Below are 23,545 nucleotides of genomic sequence, written 5' to 3' on the forward strand. Positions count from 1 at the left end.
TACCGATAAAATTGGTTAAGACTCATTACTATTTACATGCAAGAGCGAGAAGCTTGATGCACAATCTAGATATAAGTCGTTATTAGAGGTCTGTTGATGACTTTCGTGGTGTGGTAGTCCTCAGCAATGGTTATTTACAAACTGAATTACAGTCGCTAACTTTTCAGTAGATTAAATTTGAAACTCAGACTAGATAATGACTTAGTTGACATTTAATAGTTTGGAGCATGATAGAAATGACTATTTATCAAAGAGGCAAACGTTTATTTGAGCGAATCACATCGGATTCAGTAAGTTGTGGAACCCTGGCAATTTGGGCTGTGGCAGTGGGGTTGTTAGTTGTCATGATGCAGTTTTTTTCCAGAAGTTAGGTACTATAGTGCTTTGCTCTTGGCTCTTTGACCGGAGGAAGAGTAACACTAGATGAAAATCCCCGACTGCAATCGCTGCTTTCTCTACGCCCACAGTCTCCACCTAGTCTGTGTCAGAATAAATTTGCCAAAGCCTGGGAGTGGGAGCAGACAGAAACCATGGTGCGATTAGTAGTCAGCTATTTCAACTGGATTTGGGTTCATAGTCGAAAGGAAAATACTGCTACGATGAGAGCAAGGCTAGCGAATTATAATGGCACGCTCTTATTGGCTTTCATAAGCGATCGCAGGGGTTGAAACCAATGACACTATTAGACAAACAAAAACAGCAAGCTATCGAGCTGAACTTTTCTTCGGTAGTTAATTTTTTAGACCGCAAATTCCGTAAAACCCAGTTATACCTTCGGGAAGTACCAAGCTATCTGTATAAAGGAAACGAGTCAAAACTAGAAATAACCGTATTTTCTAATCCTAAAATTGCCAAAATAGATGTCAGAGTAATTAACTTAAAAAATTACGATAGAGAGCCTTCGTTTGAATGTAGTTACGACCTAGAGGGGCTGTCGATAACTACGTTTCAAAGAGCAATTGATGATTTAATCGCTACGATAAACTAACAGGTGAAATTAAATAGAGCTTGCACGACACCGATTGGCTTCGCCAGTGCCCTTTAGGCGCTCGCTTCTTAGATTAAAGGTAACTCGCTCTTTATCTGCTATAGTATTTTTGTACTAAAAAACAGAAAAAATCACCCGTGATGGAAAACGGCAAACTAGCGAAATCTCTGGACGAGGAGCTTAGAACCCGTCAAGCTCTAACCGAGCGCAATACCACACAAGCAGCTATCGAAAGAGTGATTCTCAACCGCGACTTGCGATCGCTGACTAAAGTTGAGAGGGTACATTACAATTTTGCACTGTGCAAGAGCTCGATCCGATTGATTACCTAGTCAATAACGGGAAAATGTCACCCTATAAGTAGGTAGACAGAATTAAATGCAAAATAACAAGAGTTAGTAGTTCGCCCAAAACCTTTATTACTCCTGTCTCCTGTCTCCTAACCTTCACAGTTAACTTTAATTTAGTCCATTTACTTATCAATGCTGTTGGTGTAGAGGGATTGAGAAAAATTCACGGTATCAGTACGAAGGTAACGAGTAGAACTACCGATGCTCAACATATGTGCTACGTAACGGCGATCGCTGTAGATGCCAATGGTAGAAGTGTTGAGTAGCCAGTTACTGAGAGACATAACCTCGGTCGGCAAAGATTTTGCCAAAAAGACCTCGAAGTAGTTCTGACACAGGTTGACGCCGATCGACGTTGCCAGGAGTGAGATTAACATTTAGTCGTTTTATGAATTAGATAAAATCGAATATGTAGGACTATAAATCTCATTCAAGCTCGACATGACTTCAACTTCATCTTCCGTCGCTACCTCTGATGCTGGTATTGGTGGTAAAGTCGAACGATATACCTGGAACTGGCAGGGAAAAGCATATCAAGTCGTCTATGAAACTATCGGACAAGGCAACTCAATTTTACTGCTGCCTGCTTTTAGTACCGTGTCTAGTCGCAGCGAGATGAAAGCAATTGCTCGAATACTGTCCTCTCAATATCGAGTTACAGCTTTAGACTGGTTGGGATTTGGAGAGTCCGATCGCCCTGCGGTATACTATAAACCCGATCTATTTAGTAAATTATTACAAGATTTCGTAGCAGCGGTCTTTCAGGAAGAGATAACCACAATCGCCTCTGGTCATGCCGCCGGATATGCTTTGCAATTAGCTAAGAAACAACCCGAAGCCGTAGCCAAACTGATTCTCATCGCTCCTACTTGGCAAGGTCCTCTACGAGTCATGGGATTACCTAACGCCATCAGAAGCGGTGTTAAAAACTTAGTGCGATCGCCTATTTTGGGACAAATTCTCTATTATTTTAATACTACTCCTTCATTTTTACGTTTGATGTACAAACGGCACGTCTATGTAGATGAAACCAAGTTAACTCCAGAATTTATCGCTAAAAAACACCAAATTACCCAAAAACCTGGAGCCAGATACGCCCCTGCCGCTTTTGTCACCGGCAAACTCGATCCTGTTTCTAGTAGAGAAGAACTGCTTGATTATTTTCAATCGCTCTCTATTCCCGTAGCAATAGTCTTAGCTGAAGATGCACCGCCATATTCGAAGGCAGAAATGGAAGCAATGGCAGATTTAGAAGGAGTACAAGCAGTCAGACTGCCAGGAACTTTAGGAATTTATGAAGAATATTCCCAGTCAATTATGGTTTCTATCCAAGATTGGCTTTAGAGGTCGTTTGACTTTTGACTATTTACCCAAACAAGTTACTTTAAATAATACGCAAACAAACTGTAGGCAATCGTGCTTCTAATTATTTCTCCTGCTAAAACACTAGATTTTGAAACGCCTTCTCCTGCTGCGGCTACCAGCAATCTCATGTTTAACAGCCAAACCGAGAAGTTAGTAGAGGCTTTAGAGAAGCTTTCTAGTGAAGAACTCTCAAACCTTATGGGCATCAGTGCCAAGTTGGGAAAACTCAATGCTAATCGCTATCAAAATTTTGCTCGAGCTATGCTAAAAAAGCCAGAGGTATGATGGCTTACTATGTAATTAAACACCAAATTAGCGAGCTTGCCGATATTAAAGAATTTACCGATGACGGGTACGCCTATAACGCTGAGGTTTCAACTGAGAAAAAGCCAGTATTTACTCGGAAGCTATAAACGGTTTCTCAAATTAGATGAGGCAATTAGATAAAGTTCAACTAAGACGCAGTATTTTAAACCAAAGAAGGGCTCTCTCTGTGGCGGAATGGCAACAAAAAAATCGGGCTATTTGCGATCGCCTGCAAGCTTTTTCTTTATATCAGGAAGCTAAAACTATTTTGGCGTACTTTAGCTTTCGGCAAGAACCAAATCTAGAATTATTATTTACTCCCGCTAAAAGATGGGGTTTTCCGCGCTGCGAACGGACTTCCTTAATTTGGCACTGGTGGCAACCTGGAGAAACTCTAGCTAAGGGTAAGTATGGTATTCAAGAACCTTTAATTAATGCGCCTCTGGTAGAACCAGCTACCGTAGATTTGATTCTAGTTCCTACCGTAGCTTGCGATCGCCAAGGATATCGTTTGGGTTATGGCGGCGGCTTTTACGATCGCTTGTTAAGTTCTCCTCAATGGTCGCAGATACCCACTATCGGAATTGTTTTCGATTTCGCTTATTTAGCCGAGTTACCGAGAGAACCCTGGGATATCAAGCTAGATTATGTTTGCACCGAGAGGATTATGGAATCTTATCCCTAAATTGCCCTTTCGAGTGAAAAACTACACCGCTAATAGCGGAAAAGATTATCCAACCGATCGTATTGACTCTGAGGTCGAAGAGCGTGACATCGAACGAGTTAAATAAAATAACACCTGCGAATGTTACCACATAAGTAAATAACATCAGCTCGTCACGATTGCCAACAGCAAAAGATTTTATCGACCGATTTAACAACCATACTGCTCGTGCCATTACCCAACCGACAATAGCCAATAACAACAAAGTTCCCACTATTCCCGTCTCTGCTGTCAGCATCAACCACAAACTGTGAGGATGCCCCAACCAAATCTGCCATCGAGCTTGATAAAGTGGCGTAAAGTTACGCAACCCCCAACCGATAACCGGACGTTGTTTAATTAAATTCCAGCAAAATTGCCACTGTGTCAGGCGTAAGGTTTCTATAGGGCGATCTGCGTACATTTGGTCGGAGAGTCTCGCCCAAATAAAAACAGGTACGATCTTACGCCACCATACTCCACCCCAATGGGGGGCAAAAGATGCCCACAGAATCACAGTTGCTCCACCAGCTATTGCCCAAACTAACCAACGCCAACCAAGATAAACTGCAAACGCAACCAAGCTAAAAAAAGCGACGATCCAAGCATTGCGAGAACTAGTCAGCATCAAGCCAACACTATCAATTAGCAAAATTACCGTCAGTCCTAATAAATTCCAGCTCGCACTTGGCGTTGTTTTGTATCGCCAAGCCTGCCAAGTTTCCAGCCACAATCCCAAACCTAAAGTAAAGGCGATCGCCAGATAAACTGCCAAAAAATTGGCGTAAATAAATACCGATGACATTCTTCCTGCCGGTTCTCCTCTAGCAACTAATGTCCAGCCAGCAATAGCGTGCCAACATTGGGGAGTCTGCCAGTCGAGATATAGTTGACCCAAGCCTAACATGACTACCGCTACAGAAGGAAAAACTAATAACCTCGCTAATTGTCTTAACTGTTGCGAGCACCTAATTAACTGATTCAAAGCTGCAAATAAGCCAAAAAAAGGTAGAAAATTTGCCAAACCCAACCAAGATTCTGGCGGTCGATAAGCAAAAACCGAACAGATAATCAACCAAATGCTCAAAATCGCCAATGCCCAATTGAGTGAAAAATTAACGATCTGACCATAACGCCGTCGCCAAACATCAATTAAAACCAGCAGCAATCCTAGTTCTCCTAAAGCAGGAAACAAAGGCAAAACTACTACGCTAAGCTGAACCCATTGCCAAGCCCAATTTAAATCTAACTGTTTGTGGTTCACTAATAAAAAGCGATCGCTTACTTAGTCAATAATAAACTCGGTTCAAACCTTTACCGATGAGTGTCGACAAAGGACAAATGACGATCTTCGCCAGTCAGCTTGATTCGTACCGTTTAAGAAAATTAAAAATTAAATTACTAAATCTAGCTAAGCCGTTGCCCAAGATTCGCCTCGAGTCAATCGGATTTGCGCCAGGGTAAAAATTATTGGAATAATCCGACTATAGTTAGTCGCGATCGCTTTCCAACCCAATTCAGCAACGAAGTAGCTCCACATAATCGGTCCGAGGGTGTAGAATACGCTTCTCGTCAAACCGTATCGTGCTGCATTGACCGCCATACCTCGTTTTGCTGCTTGTAGAGCTAGGTGATTTTGCCAAGTTGCAACTGCCATCGTTCCTCCTCTAAGTAAAGCGGTTTTGGCTGTTTGATAGGCAGCAAAATGGATGGCAAACTGCTGGGCGAGGTGCTTTAATAGCCAAGACTTAAGTAAGGAATTGACGGCAAAAATACTACTGCCTTTGAGTAAAATTTTTAGGGGATCGTGCTGGAGATGAACGGGCAAAGCTTCTGGTGGATTGGCTGTTGCTAAAGATTTACTAATTTTTTGTTGTAGACAGTATCGTTCTTGAGTAGGTAGTCTGTCCCAAGCTTTGCCTACCAAATGAAGAAAGATCTCCGCTTCAAGATTGGTAGTATTCATCTGTTGCGAGTAAGGAATTTTTAAATAATGACAGACTTGAATGAGGATTTTTCGATAAGATACTTCTTGAGTTCTGTTGCGCAGTACGGTCAAACCGTCAGCAGCGAGATAGCGAAATCTACGGTCTAAAGAATCGAGCCAAGAATCCCACTCTAAACTCTGAATATATAGAGGTTCGGGAGTTTGCCAGTAGTCTAAAGGATTAAAGCGGCGACGAAACAGAATCTGGGTTATCTGCTGCAATTCTTCTTCAGTAGCCAATTCTAGTGCTGAATTTAATTCGTCCAATGTTGTTCCTCCACAACATCACGTTTTATGCTACACAGTTTTTTCAACGTGACAATATTCTATGATAAATCTTTTAAAAGAATTTGAAAAAGTTCGCGATCGGCTAACAAAACTTATAAAATTAGTTTCAATCCCAAACTCGTTCCTAACAAAATCGTACCGAAAAGATAAATCGAGCCAAGGGTGCCGTTCTGTTTGAATAAAGGTCGTTGCAGTAAACAGTAACTTAAATTAAAGATTTCCGCTATGGTAATTGCTGCAGCGATCGCGATCGCTGCTTGTCTGCCTAACATGGCACTGGCAATTACCACTAACACTAGTGGAATAACCAGGGCGATAGTTATAGCTGGTTTACTTCCCTTTTCTTCCGTATTAGCAATAGTTACGGCGGCTGACTCGGTTACGGCAACTACTAGCGCGGCAATTATAGCGATCGCCAAGTTAACGGTAGTGCGATCGAGACGAGCTAGGGCATAATTAACCGAGACGACGGCAGTGGTACTCAAACCAGCAAGAGCAATCGTGCCGATAAGTATCGGTTTCGATGGGCGGAGTAGTGCGATCGAGCCAAGTTTAAGGGCTACGGGCAACAGGCGCTCTAAATTTACCTTAACAAGATTGTTATTGACTGGCTCCAGCGCGATCGCTTCTAAAGCTGCTTTGGCTGCTGCGGCATTGGGAAACCTTTTGCTAGCTTGCGGTCTAACCATTTTCTCGAGCCAGTTGACGAATTGACGGCTTAATGGAGGTAAATGAGATTTAAATTCAAGCTGATAGGGATTATCTTCACTGGCTAGTTCGCTAATTTGCCAACTCTTTTTTTGAGTCAGCAAACAAATGGCAGTGACTCCCAAACTGTAAAGGTCTGAAGCGGTAGTAGGGGTAGCTATTTGCTCTGGAGGCATAAATCCAGGGGTACCTTTAAAAATACTACTGACAGAAGCTTCTTTGCTACCCAAACTAGCAAAACCAAAATCGACTAAATATACTTGCAGGCGATCGCCGATTAAAATATTTTCTGGTTTGAGATCGCGATGAAATATCGGTGGGGTTTGCTCTTGGAGGTAAATCAGAATATCTAATACTTGCAATAAAACTTGTTCGATCTCCTCCAAGTTTAGCTGTCGAAAGTCACTTAGTTTGGGCGCGTCTTTATATTCTTGAATCAGACAAAAACCCCGCTCGGTTTCCAGACTTTCGATAAACTCAGGAATACCAGGATGTTGTAACTTTGATAATAGTTCTATTTCTCGTTCGTAGGCTTGATACCCCGACCAAGAAGAATCAGTCGTGGCAAAGCAAAACTGTTTGATTGCTACCGTTCGTCGGTCGGCTAATTTGGTAGCTTTCCAAGTGATGCGTCCTCCCTCTCGATTATGTCCCAATTCTCCTTCAATGCAATATCCATATGTAGTTAAATCGGGAAAATTAGTTATGTTACTCATCACGCTCGATTTTGTTGAGGAAACGCTAAATCGTTAGAGATTGGTTTTCACAAAGCGTTCCCATAGCCTTTATCTATCTAAATTATATTTCTTTTAGTATTTCTTAATCGAAAGTCGCTCGACCCTCGACAGCCAATGCTCAACACGAAATCCCAGAGCGTTATAGGTGAAATGAGTTTAATGCATAGTTTGTTGGTTTTATTAATGTCCAATCGATATATACTTACTAGCAACCTTAATATCGACGAGTTAAATCCGAGCTTAATAAATAATGGCAAGTATACAATTTTTCAAACAAAAATTTAGTTCTTGCTTGTTGACAGGAGCTTTACTGATTACTTTAAGTGCCTGTGGTGGTGTAGAAAAGACTGCTACCAACGGTGAGGGTGAAATTGTTGCCGGTGGTAATAGCCGCTTGTCTACAGTTACCGAACGAGGTAATTTAGTCTGTGGTGTAAACGGTCAGCTACCAGGCTTTAGCTTTGTCAATGAAAATGGCGAATATTCTGGACTAGATGTCGATGTCTGTCGGGCAGTGGCAGCAGCTTTATTTGACGATCCGACCAAAGTTGAATTTCGCGATCTCAGTGCTCAAGAGCGTTTTACTGCAGTACAGACTGGTGAAGTGGACTTGCTCAACCGCAATACAACTTGGACGATTAGCCGCGATACTTCGGTAGGAATGGAATTTGCCCCCACTACTTTCTATGACGGTCAGGGATTACTAGTCCCCACGAATAGTCAAGTTCGAGAACTATCGGATCTAGAGGGTAAATCAGTTTGCGTTTTGTCGGGAACGACCAACGAACAAAATTTGGCGGATCGGATGCGCGAGTTGGTAGTAAATTACACGCCGGTAGTTTTTGAAGATGTCGATGCCCTTTATGCCGCTTACGAACAGGGACGCTGTGCGGCAGCTACGAGCGATCGCTCTCAGTTAACCGCACGCCGAGCAGTTTTAGGTAATCCCGAAGAGCACGAAGTTTTAGACGTGGTTCTATCTAAAGAACCTTTAGGTCCCGTGGTAGCTAATGGCGATACGCAATGGTCTGATGCTATTAAGTGGGTCACATTTGCTTTAATTGAAGCCGAAGAACTGGGAATTAATTCACAAAATATCGACAATTTCGCCGAAACTGAAGATCCTCAAATCAGACGCTTTCTCGGTCAAGAAGGCAATTTAGGAGGAGATATGGGACTTTCCAAGGATTTTGCCGCTAGAGCAATTAGACACGTGGGCAACTACGGGGAAATTTACGATCGCAATATCGGTCAGCCTTTCGAGCTAGAAAGAGGACTCAACGCTCTTTGGACTGAGGGAGGCTTGATGTATTCTCCTCCTTTTCGCTAGGGAAAGATTAAGATGAAGGCAACAGAAATTCCTTTTTGGCGCGATCGCCGAGTGATTCAAATTACCGGACAAGTTTTGGTTCTAGCAATTGTCATCGCTGCGATCGCTTTGCTGGGAAACAACTTAGTTAACAACTTTCGGCGATTAAATTATACTTTTGGCTTTGACTTTCTTTCCCGTGCCGCTTCGTTTGGCATCGGTAATCCGCCCATAAGTTATAGCCTTACAGATCCCTATACTCGTGCGCTGTTAATCGGACTGATTAATTCGCTGATAGTGATGTTTTTTGGCATAATTATCGCCTTGTTGTTGGGAATTACCGTAGGTATCGGCAGACTATCAGATAATTGGTTGGTACGCCAGCTAGCGACGCTTTATGTCGAAATTCTTCGCAATACACCTTTGCTACTGCAACTCTTTTTTTGGTATTTTGCTGTTTTTCTCCGACTGCCGAGAATCGAGCGACCTGTAGTATTTGGTGACATCATATTTTTGTCCAATCGAGGTCTAGATCTGCCTTGGCTGGCTGGAACTTTACAAACGTGGCTGGCAATTGCCGCGATCGCTCTGGGGATTATCTCAAGCATCCTTTTTTGGTGCAGGGGAATCGAAGCGGTAGAACGAGGAACATCTGGTACTAAGTGGTGGCAGCTAATCTGGATGGCGGCGATCGCTGTAGTTCTAATTTTTATTTTTGGGATCGACTGGTCGCTCCCGGAAGCGACAGGTAATTCAATTACTGGAGGCATCAGCCTCTCGCCAGAGTTAGCTACCCTGCTCATTGGCTTGAGTATTTACACTGCCGCTTTTATCGCCGAAGTAGTCAGAGCTGGCATTCAATCGGTTAGTAAAGGTCAGTGGGAAGCGGCTAAGGCATTGGGATTAAAACCTAACTTAGTCATGCAGTTAATCGTTTTTCCCCAGGCTTTGAGATTGATGATTCCGCCCCTAACCAGCGAATTTCTCAACTTAGCGAAAAATTCCAGTTTGGCGATCGCCATTGGCTATAACGATATCTATGCAATTTCTAACACCATCGCCAATCAAACGGGTAAAGCCGTAGAAATGCTGATAATTGTCATGTTTACTTATCTGACGATTAACCTAATTATTTCTGCGATGATGAATCGATTAAATCGTGCAGTTCAATTAAAAGAAAGATGACAGATAAATTGCCTCAAAAACACATAGTTGCAATGGGTGGAGGCGGATGGGGAATGGAACCAGATAATCCTCTGTTAGATTGGTATATTTATAGATTATCAGACAAAGAAAAACCTCGAATCTGTTTTATTCCTACTGCCAGCGGAGATTTAGAAGAATATACTGAGAGATTCTATCGGCATTTTGCTCCTAAACCCGCTCATTTATCTCATTTGTCTTTGTTTAATCCTCCTACTTCAGATTTAGAGACCTTAATTTTTAGTCAAAATATCGTTTATGTCGGTGGTGGAAATACTAAAAATTTAATAGCTTTGTGGCGAGAATGGCAACTTGACAGCATTCTCAAAAAAGCTTGGCATAGAGGAACTATACTTTGTGGTTTGAGTGCGGGTTCTATCTGTTGGTTCCAAGAGGGTGTAACAGACTCTATACCTGGAAAATTAACTACTTTAAAATGTCTTGGCTTGCTTTCGGGTAGTAATTGTCCTCACTATGACGCAGAAACTGAGAGAAGACCTGCTTATCATCAACTACTGTCTCAAAACCTAATTAGTCAGGGATACGCAACTGAAGATGGAGTTGCACTTCATTTTATTGGCGATCGCCTAGTGAATATTGTATCGTCTCGCCCAAAAGCTAAAGCTTATTATTTAGAGAGAAAGGACGGCAAAGTCATAGAAAATCCTCTCAGTCCCAAGTATTTGGGAAACAGTTAAATTGTCAAATCTCGCATCTTTCGACCGAAATATCTGTTTTTTAATGACAATTTTTATTTAGTTTGATTTTTCTAATGCTAGATGTGAGTAATTAGTATTTTTCCCGTTTACACTGCTCTTTCTACCTACCATGATCGCAACTCATTCTGCTCCACCAAAAACGCAAGTCAGTCCTGGAAAATGGCTAAAAAAAAATCTATTTAACTCCTGGTACAACGGCATTCTTACCGTTTTCAGCTTGTTACTAATTTACTGGCTGGTTTCTAATTTAATAACCTGGGCATTTAGTCAGGCGCACTGGCAAGTGATAGATGCTAACTGGCGTTTATTTTTTGTCGGACGCTACCCAGTCAGAGCTTTGTGGCGTGCCTGGACGACATTGGGCATAATTGTGGCTTTAGCGGGATTATCGTGGGGCATTCTGGCTAGAGCGGCAGCCAATTTGTTCGATCGCCGTACCCTAATTATTTTAAGTGTGGTTGCGGCGCTCTGCGTGTTAGTGGCAGTACCGGGAACCATCCAAGATAGTGCCATACTTCTGGGAATGTTAGTGTTACTAATTATTGGCGCAGTGGTCGGACAAAAACTAGGCAAGAATTTTCCCGATCTCAGCGGCTGGCTGCCCCTGATTTGGTCGTTAACCTTCTTATTCGCTCTCTGGCTGTTATTAGATATTAGTTCCTTTAATTTAGACAATCTGAGCGGCTTGCTACTAACCGTTCCCATCGCCGTAGTCAGTATCGTCCTTTGTTTTCCCTTTGGAGTGTTACTGGCGTTAGGCAGACAGAGCAAACTACCAATTATTCACTGGCTATCTGTTGCCTATATCGAAGTAGTGCGGGGATTTCCTCTAATTACCATTCTGTTTATGGCACAGGTAATGTTGCCTCTAGTATTACCTACCGATATACGCCCAGAAAGAGTCATCAGAGCGATCGCGGGTTTTACGATTTACAGTTCGGCTTATCTAGCAGAAAACGTGCGCGGTGGCTTACAATCGATTCCTCGCGGACAAACAGAAGCCGCTCAAGCTCTAGGATTAAATCCCGTCTATACTTTGGGATCGATCGTGTTGCCTCAAGCACTTAAAGCGGTTATCCCCAGTATGGTAGGTCAGTTTATCGCCTTATTTAAAGATACTTCGTTACTGGCTATCGTCGGTCTGACGGATTTACTCGGTATTTCCCAATCGATTTTGGCTAATCCCAAATATTTAGGGCGCTATGGAGAAGTATATATTTTCGTGGCAGCGATCTACTGGATATTCTGCTATTCAATGTCTCTAGCCAGTAGAAGATTAGAGCGTACGAGATAAATTGCGATTTGGTCTATTCTCGTGTCACTCCAGTAGTTTAATGCTTCTTGGTAGCGATCGATGACAGTCCGAAAAATGTTATTTACTATACTAGATTGAAAAATACGATCGCGGTTCGGCTAAACGCAACTGGTTAGAGGGTTAGAGGGATTGTCAGCTAAACCAGGTTGTTGCAGTTTGCTCTTTTCTCAGTTTGTTTGTTGGTTAGAACGAAAACAAATACCTTTGTTGCCGCGTTCTTTGGCTTTCCTGTGGTGGTTTGCTACCAATTTAGATATTTTCCCCGAACACAAAATAGGTAAAGACAATGAATGTAGCTCGACATTTGCTAACGTCATCATTGCGTTACGGTTTGTCCTCATTATACCACTCGGAGAAATTAGAATCTGCACCCGCTACTTTTAAAGCGATCGCGCCTACCCATCTTTTCTATTTTTAGAACTATCTAATTATTTTGAATTCTTAAGTTTCTTAAATTGCTTGGGCAACTGATTGTGATATTTTTCTTAAAAAATCGGCTCCTTGAGACTCTATCGGTAAAATTACATAGATATAAGTAGCCGATCTAAGTGGCTGAAAAATAACAGGATCGATCTTTACTTTATCGGCATTAGCGCAACTGTCAAATCAATTTTTTTACTTGTTTGTCTTTGCCAAATTCACAAATTTAGTTTATTAAAACGTATGAATCACCAGCAAATACCACCCAAACAGGGTCTATACGATCCTTGCTTCGAGCATGATGCCTGCGGTGTGGGCTTTATCGTCCACATGAATGGTAAAAAATCCCACGAGCTTGTAGAACAGGCTCTAACGATCTTAGGCAATCTCGAACATCGTGGTGCTTGTGGTGCTGAGACAAATACTGGTGATGGTGCTGGGATTTTGCTGCAAATACCGCACAAATTTATGAAGAAGGTTGCCGCACTAGAAAACATCACTCTGCCAGAACCTGGAGAATATGGGGTCGGAACGATTTATGCCTCTCCAGATGTTGGGATAAGACAAAAAGGCAGAGAAATTTTTGCAGCCATCGTCGCCGAAGAAGGACAAAAAGTTTTGGGCTGGCGGGATTTGCCCACCAATGACTCAACTTTAGGCAACATCGCTCGCTCGAGCGAACCGTTTATGCAGCAGGTGTTTATCCAACGCGCTGCCAATATAGACGAAGCAGCATTTGAACGCAAACTCTTCGTGATTCGCAAGCGGACTCATAAAGCAATTCGCAGAGAGATGGGGGACGCGTTTTGGTATGAGTCTAGTGTCTCCTGTCGGACGATTGTCTACAAAGGGATGCTAATGCCGATGCAGGTAGGAGAATATTATCCCGAACTTCACGATCCCGACTTGGAAAGTGCCTTAGCTTTGGTTCATTCGCGCTTCAGTACCAATACCTTCCCCAGTTGGGAAAGATCTCATCCCTATCGCTATATTGCCCACAATGGAGAAATTAATACGCTACGGGGTAACATCAACTGGATGCACGCTCGTCAATCTTTGTTTGAGTCAAAACTATTCGGCGAAGACATGAAGAAGATACAAAATTTGATTAATATCGATGGCAGCGACTCTAGTATTTTTGACAATACCTTAGAACTCTTGGTTTTGGCAGGGCGATCGCTGCCCCACGCCATGATGATGATGATTCCCGAACCTTGGGCAGCTCACGAGTCGATGAGCGATGAGAAGAAGGCGTTTTACGAATATCATTCCTGTTTGATGGAACCTTGGGACGGTCCTGCTTCCATTGCCTTTACCGATGGCACGATGGTAGGGGCGGTATTAGACCGCAATGGCTTACGTCCTTCACGCTATTACGTTACCAAAGATGGTCTGGTAATCATGGCATCAGAAGCGGGAGTGTTGCCAATTTCCCCAGAAAATGTAGCCCTGAAGGGACGCTTGGAACCAGGTAAGATGTTCTTGGTCAATATGGAAGAAGGACGGATTGTTGCCGACGAGGAGCTCAAACAGACAATCGTTACCGAACATCCCTATCGGGAGTGGTTGGATAAGTATTTGGTAGATTTGGCATCCTTACCAAAACCAAAAATAACCAAAGATTTCGTCCCTATTACTTCAGAAGAATTAATTACTACGATCCAACAACAGATAACCTTTGGTTATACTTTTGAAGAGTTGCGGATTTTATTAAAACCCATGGCTCTCAATGGGGTCGAGGCAGTAGGTTCGATGGGTTCGGATACTCCTCTAGCGGTACTATCGGATCGCCCCAAACTACTTTATGATTATTTTCAACAATTGTTTGCCCAAGTTACCAATCCTCCCATCGATTCAATTCGGGAAGAAATTGTCACCTCTCCCGTAACTACCATCGGTGCAGAAGGCAATCTACTCGCTCCTCAACCAGAAAATTGTCACCTAATTAAGCTCAAAACCCCGATAATCACTAACGAAGAATTGGCGAAACTCAAAAATCTCAACGGGGAGTTTAGCTCGATTACCCTGCCGATTGTATTTAATCCCAAGGAAGGAGTGAAAGGTATGGAAGAGGCGATTGAGTGGATTTGTACCGAAGCAGACGAAGCGATCGCCGATGGTAAAAGTATTATTGTCTTGAGCGACCGTGGGATTAACAAGGATAACGCTCCCATTCCTGCCTTGTTAGCGGTGTCGGGTTTACATCATCACCTGATTCGTCATGGCAACCGTACCAAAGTCGGACTGGTGCTAGAATCGGGCGAACCGAGAGAAGTCCATCACTTTGCTGTCTTACTCGGATATGGTTGCGGCGCGATTAATCCCTATCTAGCTTTTACTACCCTGGAGGATATGATTAGTCAGGGCATACTAGCTGATGTAGATTATCGAACTGCTTGCCAGAATTATATTAAGGCAGTAACTAAAGGAACGATCAAGATTGCCTCGAAAATTGGTATTTCCACTCTACAAAGCTATCGGGGAGCGCAAATTTTTGAAGCGATTGGTTTGAGTCACTCAGTAATAGACCGTTACTTTACCTGGACGACATCGAGAATTGAAGGGGCAGATTTAGAAGCGATCGCCAAAGAAACTATTTTACGTCACGCTCATGCATTCCCAGAGCGCGAGGTCAACGGACATACTCTCGATGCTGGCGGAGAATATCAATGGCGCAAAGACGGCGAGGCACACTTGTTTAGTCCCCAAACTATTCATATCCTTCAACAGGCAGTGAGAACGGGAGACTACCAACTTTACAAGCAGTATGCCCAATTAGTCAACGAACAGAATCAGCAGCGTTTTACCCTCAGAGGACTCTTGGAATACAAAGAGCGCGAGCCAGTTCCCCTAGAGGAAGTCGAACCGATTGAAGCGATTATGAAGCGGTTTAAGACAGGGGCAATGAGTTACGGCTCGATTTCTAAAGAAGCCCACGAGTCCCTAGCGATCGCCATGAATCGCATTGGCGGTAAATCTAACACGGGGGAAGGTGGAGAAGACCCCGAACGCTATACCTGGACGAACGAACAGGGGGACTCGAAAAATAGCGCCATCAAGCAAGTAGCATCGGGACGGTTTGGGGTTACTAGTTTGTATCTCTCCCAAGCCAAAGAAATCCAAATCAAAATGGCACAGGGAGCAAAACCAGGAGAAGGAGGACAACTACCAGGTAAAAAAGTCTATCCCTGGATCGCTAAAGTTCGCCACTCCACTCCTGGTGTAGGATTAATCTCTCCTCCACCCCACCACGACATCTACTCGATTGAAGATTTAGCAGAGTTAATTCACGACTTGAAAAATGCTAACAGAGAAGCAAGAATTAGCGTTAAATTAGTTTCAGAAGTCGGGGTGGGTACCATCGCAGCAGGTGTAGCCAAAGCCCACGCCGATGTGGTGTTGATCTCTGGTTTTGATGGCGGTACGGGAGCATCTCCCCAAACCTCAATCAAACACGCGGGATTGCCTTGGGAATTAGGTTTAGCCGAAACTCATCAAACCTTAGTTTTAAATAACCTCCGCAGCCGCATTGCAGTAGAAACCGACGGACAAATGAAAACCGGTCGCGATGTGGCGATCGCCGCCCTGTTAGGTGCTGAGGAATTTGGTTTTTCTACTGCTCCCTTAGTTACTCTGGGCTGTATTATGATGCGTGTCTGCCATATGAACACTTGTCCTGCAGGAATTGCCACTCAAAATCCCGAATTACGTAAAAACTTCATCGGCAATCCCCATTATACTGTCAACTTTATGAAGTTTATCGCCCAAGAAGTGCGGGAGATTATGGCAAATTTGGGCTTCCGTACCTTCAATGAAATGGTCGGGCGTACTGATGTGTTAGAAGCTAAAAAAGCCGTCGAACACTGGAAAGCCAAGGGACTCGATCTTTCTAAGATACTCTACCAACCTCAAGTTGCTCCCGAAGTCGGACGCTATTGCCAGATTCGGCAAGATCATGGTTTGGATAAATCTTTAGATATAAAGGTATTACTCAATCTCTGTCAGCCAGCGATCGAGCAAGGCGAACGGGTTAAAGCTACCCTACCGATAAAAAATACCAATCGGGTAGTAGGAACAATTTTGGGTAACGAAATCACCAAACGTCACTGGAATGGCTTACCAGAAGATACGGTACATCTCCACTTCCAAGGTAGTGCGGGACAGAGTTTTGGCGCGTTCGTACCCAAGGGGGTGACTTTAGAACTAGAAGGCGATGCCAACGACTATTTAGGTAAAGGCTTAAGTGGAGGCAAAATTATTGTCTATCCTCCTAGCGGTTCGACCTTCGTGCCAGAAGAAAACATTGTTATCGGCAACGTGGCATTCTACGGCGCAACCGGTGGCGAAGCCTATATCTATGGTGTCGCGGGTGAAAGATTCTGCGTGCGCAACTCTGGTGTTACTGCCGTAGTTGAAGCAGTGGGCGATCATGGTTGCGAATATATGACTGGCGGTAAAGTGGTAATTCTGGGCAAAACTGGACGGAACTTTGCTGCGGGTATGAGTGGCGGCGTAGCGTACATTCTCGACGAGCAGCGAGATTTTGCCACTCGTTGTAACACGCAAATGGCAGACATCCAACCCCTAGATGAAGAAGACAGAGAAACTGTTTGCCAAATGATTCAAAAACATCAAAATTATACTCACAGCCAAAAAGCCGCCAAAGTGCTGGCACATTGGCAAGAATTCGCCCCCAAATTCGTCAAAGTAATGCCCAGAGACTACAAACGGGTACTGCAAGCCATCAAACAGGCGATCGCCGAAGGTTTGAGCGGTGACGATGCTTTGACTGCGGCTTTTGAAGCCAACGCCCGCGATGCCGCCCGAATTAGTGGAAGCTAAATTGAGGGATTGGGACGTGCAATTACCAGGTATCAAGTAGTAAGTTTGGTTATTCTCCCCTGCACCCATACACCCCTACTTCCCACTCCCTAGACTTCACCCTCTTATACAATCATTCATCCGTTCAGAAACGACTATGGGAAAACCAACAGGCTTTATTGAATATCTCCGCGAAGAACCTTCTGAATTATCTCCTTTAGACCGCATTCGTAATTGGGACGAGTTTCATCTTCCCATGCCAGAAGACAAACTTAAAACTCAAGCTGCTAGATGCATGGATTGCGGTACGCCTTTTTGTCACACTGGCATTACCATCAGTGGGATGGCGAGTGGTTGTCCGATTTATAATTTAATCCCCGAATGGAACGACCTGATTTATCGGGGACGGTGGCGCGAAGCACTAGACCGCTTGCATAAAACCAACAATTTCCCCGAATTCACTGGTCGGGTATGTCCCGCCCCCTGCGAGGGTTCTTGTGTTCTCGGTATCCACAATCCTCCCGTTACTATTAAAAATATTGAATATTCCATTATCGAAAAAGGTTGGGAGTCGGGTTGGGTCAATCCGGAACCACCCTACAAACGCACTGGTAAAAAGGTTGCGGTAGTAGGATCGGGACCTGCGGGACTGTGTGCGGCGGCGCAACTCAATAAAGCAGGTCATTGGGTAACGGTCTTTGAACGGGCAGATCGTCCTGGGGGTCTGCTGATGTATGGCATTCCCAACATGAAACTGGATAAGCAAGAAATTGTCATGCGTCGCATCAAACTGTTGGAAGCCGAAGGAGTAACCTTTACCTGCAATACCGAAATTGGCAAAGATTTATCCGCAGAGCAATTACTCAAAGAATATGATTCTGTCATCCTCTGTACTGGTGCGACCAAACCCAGAGATTTACAAATAGAAGGTCGTTCCCTCAAAGGAATTCACTTTGCAATGGAATTTCTCACCGCCAATACCAAAGCACTTTTAAACGGCAAAGATACCAATATTTCTGCTAAAGATAAAGATGTAGTAATTATTGGTGGTGGCGATACAGGTACTGACTGCGTAGGTACATCGGTACGTCACGGTTGTCGTAGTCTGGTACAATTGGAAATCATGCCGCAACCTCCCAAAGAGCGCGCCCCTAATAATCCCTGGCCCGAATGGCCCAAAGTTTACCGCCTCGATTACGGACAGGAAGAAGCTGCTGCTAAATTCGGTGACGACCCCCGAGGCTATCTCACTACTGCCACCAAGTTTGAAGGAGACGGACGAGGACGAGTAAAAGCCGTCCATACCGTACGGATACAGTTGGAAAGAGATGCCAACGGTCGCTTTATTCCCAAACACATTCCTGGTACGGAAAAAGTTATTTCCGCTCAATTAGTTCTCCTGGCAATGGGTTTCTTAGGACCAGAACAACTGCTCCTAAAAGCTTTAGGTCTCGAACAAGATGTTCGTAGCAACATCAAAGCTGACTATAACAAATACACTACTAATATTCCTGGTGTATTTGCCGCAGGGGATTGCCGTCGCGGACAGAGTTTAGTAGTTTGGGCATTTAACGAGGGTCGCGGTGTAGCTCGTGAATGCGATCGCTATCTCATGGGGAGTACGGACTTGCCTTAAGGGCGATCGCTTCTACGTCGGCTTCCGTGCTTCACTTACCAAAAACTGCCCCAAATCATTCCTGTCAGCAAAATAAATCCCAACCAGACATTTTGCCCAAAAATTTCACCGTATGCAGTACGGGGTAAATTGGGAGCGCGTAAGCGTAAATACTGCCACAGCCAGCTCCCAGTGGCGATCGCCAAAGTAATGCCAAAAATAGGATACAAAGCCATACTGTAGCCGAGACATCCTAATAAAATTACCGTAATCGCAAAAAACAAGCCGATCGCTTCAGGAGCGTATTTACCAAAAAAAATCGCGCTAGAATTAATTCCAATTTTGAGATCGTCTTCGCGGTCTGCTAGAGCATAGACCGTATCGAAACCCATCGTCCAAGCTACAGTTGCCCCCCACAATAGCCAGGTTGCAGATTCGAGATGTGCCGTTACTGCCGTCCAGCTAATCAGCACGGCAAAACCCCACGCCACCGAAAGAACTAGCTGGGGAATGGGAAAAACTCGCTTTGCTAGAGGATAGAGAATAATCACGGGAACGGCAGCAACACAGAGATAAAAGCTAAGAGGATTGAGATAAAAAGCCAAGACTACCGCACAAGCCAGGGCGATTGCTAAAATTACAATTCCCACTCGCACCGAAAGAGCGCGAGAAGCTAGAGGACGGGTTTTAGTTCTGGCTACCTGGGGATCGATGTCGCGGTCCCAAAGATCGTTAACCACGCAACCTGCGGCACTAGTCGCCAAAGTCCCCAAAATGATTACCATTACCAAAGGTGGGGAAGGAGTACCATTAGCGGCAATAAATACTGCCCACAAAGCAGGAATCATTAGAATCAACCTACCAGCAGGTTTATCCCAACGCAATAATTTAATAATTCGTTGCCAAGTAGGTTCTATAGCTGCTCGATATTCACTCATGCTAGTAAATTTAATTTAACAAAATGACATACACTTGAAAATTTAGTATTTCACGATCGCATCAGTAAATTACATGAGACTATAAGATTATATTAATTGTCCAAACAGCCTAAGTTATCTTTTCTCTGAATTTTTGCAATCGATTTTATGCTAGAAATAGCTAATTACGCCAATTCAAGTACTATCAATAACCATACCGAAAAGCAGATGCTTGCTGCCATCGACATCGGCACTAACTCGATTCATATGGTAGTGGTAGAAATCGAACCTTCTCTGCCTGCTTTTACGATTATTGCTAAAGAAAAAGATATGGTCAGACTCGGCGATCGCGATCCGAGGACGGGAAAACTAACTCCAGAAGCGATCGACCGTGCTTTAGCCACCCTCAAACGCTGTAAAGCTCTCGCTGAGAGTCTTCAAGCCAACAATATCGTTGCTGTAGCCACCAGCGCAACGCGAGAAGCGCCCAACGGAGAAGATTTTTTGCAGCTCGTCGAGTCGGAATTGGGTATTGTCGTCAACTTGATTTCCGGACAGGAAGAAGCTCGGCGCATCTATCTAGGGGTGCTATCGGGAATGGAATTAAGCGAACGACCATACGTCATTATCGATATTGGCGGCGGTTCTACCGAACTGATTTTGGCAGACATTCAAGAACCTCGGGTATTGAGCAGTACTAAAGTAGGTGCGGTAAGACTGACTCAAAAATTTGTCAGCAGCGATCCGATGAGCGATGAAGAATTTAATTATCTGCGAGCCTACATTCGCGGTATGCTGGAACGTCCTGTAGAGCAAATTTGGTCGAAATTAGAGCTTAATGAAGTTCCTCAAGCCATCGGCACTTCTGGTACGATTGAAACCCTAGCAGAAGTTCACGCCAAGGAAGAGTTGGGTTCTGTTCCCGATCCACTTAATGGCTATAAGTTAAGTCGCGATGCTCTGGCAAAAATAGTCAAAAAACTTGCCAAGATGTCTTGTAAAGAAAGGCTAGATGTCTCAGGTATAACGGGAAAACGTGCCGAGATTATCGTTCCAGGGGCGATTATTTTGCTAGAGGCGATGACGATGTTAAAGCTCGATTCGATTACGATCTGCGAACGCGCCTTGCGAGAAGGAATCATCGTAGACTGGATGCTAAGCCGTGGCTTGATCGACAGTCGCCTACGGTATCAAGATGAAGTGAGAAAAAGAAACGTTTTAAAAATCGCTCATAAATATCAGGTAGATTTGGGCTACGCTTATAAAGTAGCTGAATTTGCTCTCAGCATTTTCGACCAAACTAGAGCCCAACTCCATGATTGGGGACAAAAGGAAAGGGAATTACTTTGGAGTGCGGCGATCTTACACAATTCCGGTATTTATATCAGTCACTCTTCCCACCACAAACATTCCTATTATTTAATTCGCAATGCCGAACTGTTGGGTTTTACAGAACTAGAATTAGAACTCATTGCCAATATTGCTCGCTATCACCGCCGCAGTAAACCCAAGAAAAAACACGAACCCTATCATAAATTAAACGATGGCGATCGCCTCAAGGTCAAACAGCTAAGCGCGATTTTACGCATCGCTACGGCATTAGACCGGCGTCAGAAAAGCGCGATCTCTAGTATTGTCTGTCACTATGAATCCGATAACCAGTCTCTACATCTTAAAATGTTACCCGCTGAAATTGGCGATGACTGTGCTTTTGAATTGTGGAGTTTAGATTATAAAAAAGATGTTTTTGAAGAAGAATATGGCATTAAACTCATACCTACCATTACTCCAAGATGAGTTTTAGTTTAAAACAATAGGACAACAAAGATTCAAAAGAAATTATAATTGACCGAAAAATAGATTCCATCTTCTTGTAAAGAATTATTTTCGGTAGCGATATCCACTAAAGGAATTCCCCAATCCAAACGAGCGTTAAAGTTTTCTCCTGCTCGAAACACCAAACCCAAGCCTACAGCACTAATAAAGTCATTGTCGATTGTTACTTCGTCGCTGTTCCAAACCTTACCCAGATCGATAAAAGGTGCCAGTTGTACTACTCCATCTAATCTATCGATCCGTAATATAGGGATTCTAAGTTCAGCACTAGCAAATAATCCATTATCTCCTAAAACTAAATCTTGGCGATAACCCCTAACGCTGTTGAAGCCACCGAGGCGAAATTGTTCTAAAGGCACTAAACTCGTCGTTGCTAGCTGCAAATCGCCTCTGAATAAAAACAAGAAATCTCGATCTAGTTGGCGCACCCATTGACTTTGACCGCGCCAAGCAAAAAAGTTACTATCGGGAGTATCTTCATTACTGGTAGCGTTGAAGGCATCGATACCGATATTAAAACTAGAACGAAAAGCCAACACCCGGTCGTCATCGCGATCGACAAATTCTTGAAATAAGCGAATGGCACTAATTTTAGTTTCACCATTCTCATCTGCACCACGAGATAATGGGAAAGGGGTGTCTAACAGTAAAGTTTCGCTTTCTTGGCGCGAAAAGCTAATTCCCAAGGCAAACTCTCGATTTGGTCGGTTAATTAGTGGCTGGCGCAGACCTAATTCAAAGTAACTAGACTCAGATTGAATGTCGAGGGCATTAAAAGGATCTTCGATCACGTCATTGGAATTAAAACCGTAAGCTAGCCTCAGCCTACCGTCCTGAGCATTAAAGGGAAAGCCATAAGCAAAATCGAAGCTATCGCTGCCGTCAGTGTTGGCGTAGCTAAAGCTAAACTCGTCGCCAAAACCAAGTAAATTGCGATGATTCAAACCGATAGAGCGTTGATTGGTACCGATGCTGGGCGATCGCGAGTTGTTAAAGCTAGTAGTAACATTAAAGGCATCTGCTTCTTCAATTTGCACCTCTAATAAACTGGTTCCCTGACGAACTCCTGCCGATAGTTCTGCCGAGACGCTAGCGATTAAGGGATCGAGCCGCAATAATTGTAGGGCTTGGAGTAATGATTCGACATTGACGGGTTTACTGGCAGCTTTTGCTAAGCGCGAGCGCACGTAATCGGGATTCAAGCGTTCGGTTCCTGTAACTTCGATTCCTTCTAGTTCCCCCTCTAACACGGCAATAGTTACCGTACTGGTATCTAGTTCCTGTGGGGGTATGTAGGCACCGGAGTTAACATAGCCTCGGTCAGTGTATAGCTTGGTAATCGTGGTTCTAGCTTGATATAGTTCAGATAAAGTTAGGGAACGATTTTGGTAGGGAGCAACCGCCTTTTCTAATTCTTCTTGGCTAAAGACACTACTACCAATTACATCAAAGTTTTTGACATAGATGCGATCGGGAATATGATTATTTTGAGCAGCAAAGACATTATTTTCACTCAATTCGTCTCTTGGCGCTCGAGATGGTGAAACGTGGAGGATTTTTGAATCGAATTGTTGAATGTTTGACTCTGGAGTTTGCTCTCGAGCTATCGTATTAGAGTTAATTTCCTCAGCCGTTACGGAACTGATTCCTACAACTGGAACTAATAAAGAGACTGATAGACTAGATACAAAATTAGCGGTGTAGAGGGATTGCCGAGGTTTCAATCTCGAACGTAATATAGTATCCAATCTATACATTAATATTACCAAATTCGCTCAAAGAGTCACCGATATATCATTCCCACAATATGTCTAAAAATTAACGCTTTCGATTAAGTTGACAACTTACGAGATTGTCGCCAGTTACACGAGAATAAAAAATTAGTGGCGGACGAGCTAATATTTGTAGATACTAAATGTTAGATTTACGATCGAATTCACTGTAAGAGTAATTAGGAT

At 43.6% G+C, this 23,545-nt stretch carries 20 protein-coding genes and 2 pseudogenes; 16 read left to right on the forward strand and 6 right to left on the reverse strand.

Going from position 1 to position 23,545, the window contains the following annotated elements; all coding sequences use genetic code 11:
* Positions 1 to 236: 236 nt before the first annotated feature.
* From ACLFKQ_RS07600 to ACLFKQ_RS07615, 4 genes and pseudogenes are all read left to right on the forward strand, one after another.
* On the forward strand, positions 237 to 371 hold the full coding sequence (locus ACLFKQ_RS07600) for a hypothetical protein (protein ID WP_448999199.1): 135 nt from the start codon (positions 237 to 239) through the stop codon (positions 369 to 371).
* A 114-nt stretch (positions 372 to 485) separates the two neighbouring features.
* Positions 486 to 668, forward strand: a pseudogene (locus tag ACLFKQ_RS07605) (hypothetical protein); the annotation flags it as partial.
* Positions 669 to 673: 5 nt separating this feature from the next.
* Entirely contained in the window at positions 674 to 988 is a 315-nt protein-coding gene (locus tag ACLFKQ_RS07610) for a hypothetical protein (protein WP_448999200.1), read from the forward strand.
* 140 nt (positions 989 to 1,128) lie between these two features.
* Positions 1,129 to 1,320 (forward strand): hypothetical protein, encoded by a 192-nt coding sequence (locus tag ACLFKQ_RS07615; protein WP_448999201.1) that lies wholly within the window; start codon positions 1,129 to 1,131, stop codon positions 1,318 to 1,320.
* Between the two features lie 291 nt (positions 1,321 to 1,611).
* Here ACLFKQ_RS07615 and ACLFKQ_RS07620 read toward each other — a convergent pair.
* Positions 1,612 to 1,719, reverse strand: a pseudogene (locus ACLFKQ_RS07620) (transposase); the annotation flags it as partial.
* Positions 1,720 to 1,779: 60 nt separating this feature from the next.
* Between ACLFKQ_RS07620 and ACLFKQ_RS07625 the strand changes: the two are divergent.
* The 4 genes from ACLFKQ_RS07625 to ACLFKQ_RS07640 all read left to right on the forward strand — a co-directional run bounded on the left by ACLFKQ_RS07625 (position 1,780) and on the right by ACLFKQ_RS07640 (position 3,694).
* Positions 1,780 to 2,682 (forward strand): alpha/beta fold hydrolase, encoded by a 903-nt coding sequence (locus ACLFKQ_RS07625; protein WP_448999202.1) that lies wholly within the window; start codon positions 1,780 to 1,782, stop codon positions 2,680 to 2,682.
* A gap of 72 nt (positions 2,683 to 2,754) precedes the next feature.
* On the forward strand, positions 2,755 to 2,988 hold the full coding sequence (gene yaaA / locus ACLFKQ_RS07630; protein WP_448999203.1) for a peroxide stress protein YaaA: 234 nt from the start codon (positions 2,755 to 2,757) through the stop codon (positions 2,986 to 2,988).
* Positions 2,988 to 3,116, forward strand: coding sequence for a hypothetical protein (locus tag ACLFKQ_RS07635; protein WP_448999479.1), 129 nt, complete (start codon positions 2,988 to 2,990; stop codon positions 3,114 to 3,116). The genes yaaA and ACLFKQ_RS07635 overlap by 1 nt, the downstream gene beginning before the upstream one ends.
* A 17-nt stretch (positions 3,117 to 3,133) precedes the next feature.
* Positions 3,134 to 3,694: a 5-formyltetrahydrofolate cyclo-ligase gene (locus ACLFKQ_RS07640; protein WP_448999204.1), complete on the forward strand. Its 561-nt coding sequence runs from the start codon at positions 3,134 to 3,136 to the stop codon at positions 3,692 to 3,694.
* On the opposite strand, the gene ACLFKQ_RS07645 is transcribed toward ACLFKQ_RS07640, so the two are convergent.
* The 3 genes from ACLFKQ_RS07645 to ACLFKQ_RS07655 all read right to left on the reverse strand — a co-directional run bounded on the left by ACLFKQ_RS07645 (position 3,675) and on the right by ACLFKQ_RS07655 (position 7,411).
* A complete protein-coding gene (locus tag ACLFKQ_RS07645; RefSeq protein ID WP_448999205.1) occupies positions 3,675 to 4,976 on the reverse strand; it encodes an O-antigen ligase family protein in 1,302 nt (433 codons plus the stop codon). The two genes, ACLFKQ_RS07640 and ACLFKQ_RS07645, sit on opposite strands and share 20 nt — an antisense overlap.
* 147 nt (positions 4,977 to 5,123) lie before the next feature.
* Positions 5,124 to 5,966: a YaaW family protein gene (locus ACLFKQ_RS07650; RefSeq protein ID WP_448999206.1), complete on the reverse strand. Its 843-nt coding sequence runs from the start codon at positions 5,964 to 5,966 to the stop codon at positions 5,124 to 5,126.
* 113 nt (positions 5,967 to 6,079) lie between these two features.
* Positions 6,080 to 7,411 carry a serine/threonine protein kinase gene (locus ACLFKQ_RS07655; protein ID WP_448999207.1) on the reverse strand — a complete coding sequence of 444 codons (1,332 nt, stop codon included), beginning with the start codon at positions 7,409 to 7,411 and terminating at the stop codon, positions 6,080 to 6,082.
* Positions 7,412 to 7,682: 271 nt separating this feature from the next.
* Here ACLFKQ_RS07655 and ACLFKQ_RS07660 point away from each other — a divergent pair, with 271 nt between their 5' ends.
* From ACLFKQ_RS07660 to gltD, 7 genes are all read left to right on the forward strand, one after another.
* Positions 7,683 to 8,762 (forward strand): amino acid ABC transporter substrate-binding protein, encoded by a 1,080-nt coding sequence (locus ACLFKQ_RS07660; protein ID WP_448999208.1) that lies wholly within the window; start codon positions 7,683 to 7,685, stop codon positions 8,760 to 8,762.
* A 12-nt stretch (positions 8,763 to 8,774) separates the two neighbouring features.
* Complete coding sequence (locus ACLFKQ_RS07665; protein WP_448999209.1) at positions 8,775 to 9,926, forward strand: amino acid ABC transporter permease; 1,152 nt, start codon at positions 8,775 to 8,777, stop codon at positions 9,924 to 9,926.
* On the forward strand, positions 9,923 to 10,642 hold the full coding sequence (locus tag ACLFKQ_RS07670; protein WP_448999210.1) for a Type 1 glutamine amidotransferase-like domain-containing protein: 720 nt from the start codon (positions 9,923 to 9,925) through the stop codon (positions 10,640 to 10,642). The genes ACLFKQ_RS07665 and ACLFKQ_RS07670 overlap by 4 nt, the downstream gene beginning before the upstream one ends.
* A gap of 130 nt (positions 10,643 to 10,772) precedes the next feature.
* Entirely contained in the window at positions 10,773 to 11,957 is a 1,185-nt protein-coding gene (locus ACLFKQ_RS07675) for an amino acid ABC transporter permease (protein ID WP_448999211.1), read from the forward strand.
* Positions 11,958 to 12,107: 150 nt separating this feature from the next.
* Positions 12,108 to 12,362 carry a hypothetical protein gene (locus ACLFKQ_RS07680; RefSeq protein WP_448999212.1) on the forward strand — a complete coding sequence of 85 codons (255 nt, stop codon included), beginning with the start codon at positions 12,108 to 12,110 and terminating at the stop codon, positions 12,360 to 12,362.
* A gap of 279 nt (positions 12,363 to 12,641) precedes the next feature.
* Positions 12,642 to 17,240 (forward strand): glutamate synthase large subunit, encoded by a 4,599-nt coding sequence (gene gltB / locus ACLFKQ_RS07685; RefSeq protein WP_448999213.1) that lies wholly within the window; start codon positions 12,642 to 12,644, stop codon positions 17,238 to 17,240.
* Positions 17,241 to 17,376: 136 nt separating this feature from the next.
* Entirely contained in the window at positions 17,377 to 18,855 is a 1,479-nt protein-coding gene (gltD, locus tag ACLFKQ_RS07690) for a glutamate synthase small subunit (protein ID WP_448999214.1), read from the forward strand.
* 35 nt (positions 18,856 to 18,890) lie between these two features.
* On the opposite strand, the gene ACLFKQ_RS07695 is transcribed toward gltD, so the two are convergent.
* Entirely contained in the window at positions 18,891 to 19,772 is an 882-nt protein-coding gene (locus tag ACLFKQ_RS07695) for a 4-hydroxybenzoate solanesyltransferase (RefSeq protein WP_448999215.1), read from the reverse strand.
* A gap of 147 nt (positions 19,773 to 19,919) precedes the next feature.
* Between ACLFKQ_RS07695 and ACLFKQ_RS07700 the strand changes: the two genes are divergently transcribed.
* On the forward strand, positions 19,920 to 21,548 hold the full coding sequence (locus ACLFKQ_RS07700; protein ID WP_448999216.1) for a Ppx/GppA phosphatase family protein: 1,629 nt from the start codon (positions 19,920 to 19,922) through the stop codon (positions 21,546 to 21,548).
* A gap of 32 nt (positions 21,549 to 21,580) precedes the next feature.
* Here ACLFKQ_RS07700 and ACLFKQ_RS07705 read toward each other — a convergent pair whose 3' ends face one another.
* Positions 21,581 to 23,311, reverse strand: coding sequence for a ShlB/FhaC/HecB family hemolysin secretion/activation protein (locus ACLFKQ_RS07705; RefSeq protein WP_448999217.1), 1,731 nt, complete (start codon positions 23,309 to 23,311; stop codon positions 21,581 to 21,583).
* Positions 23,312 to 23,545: the final 234 nt, after the last annotated feature.

It is taken from the genome of Myxosarcina sp. GI1(2024) (assembly GCF_053543375.1).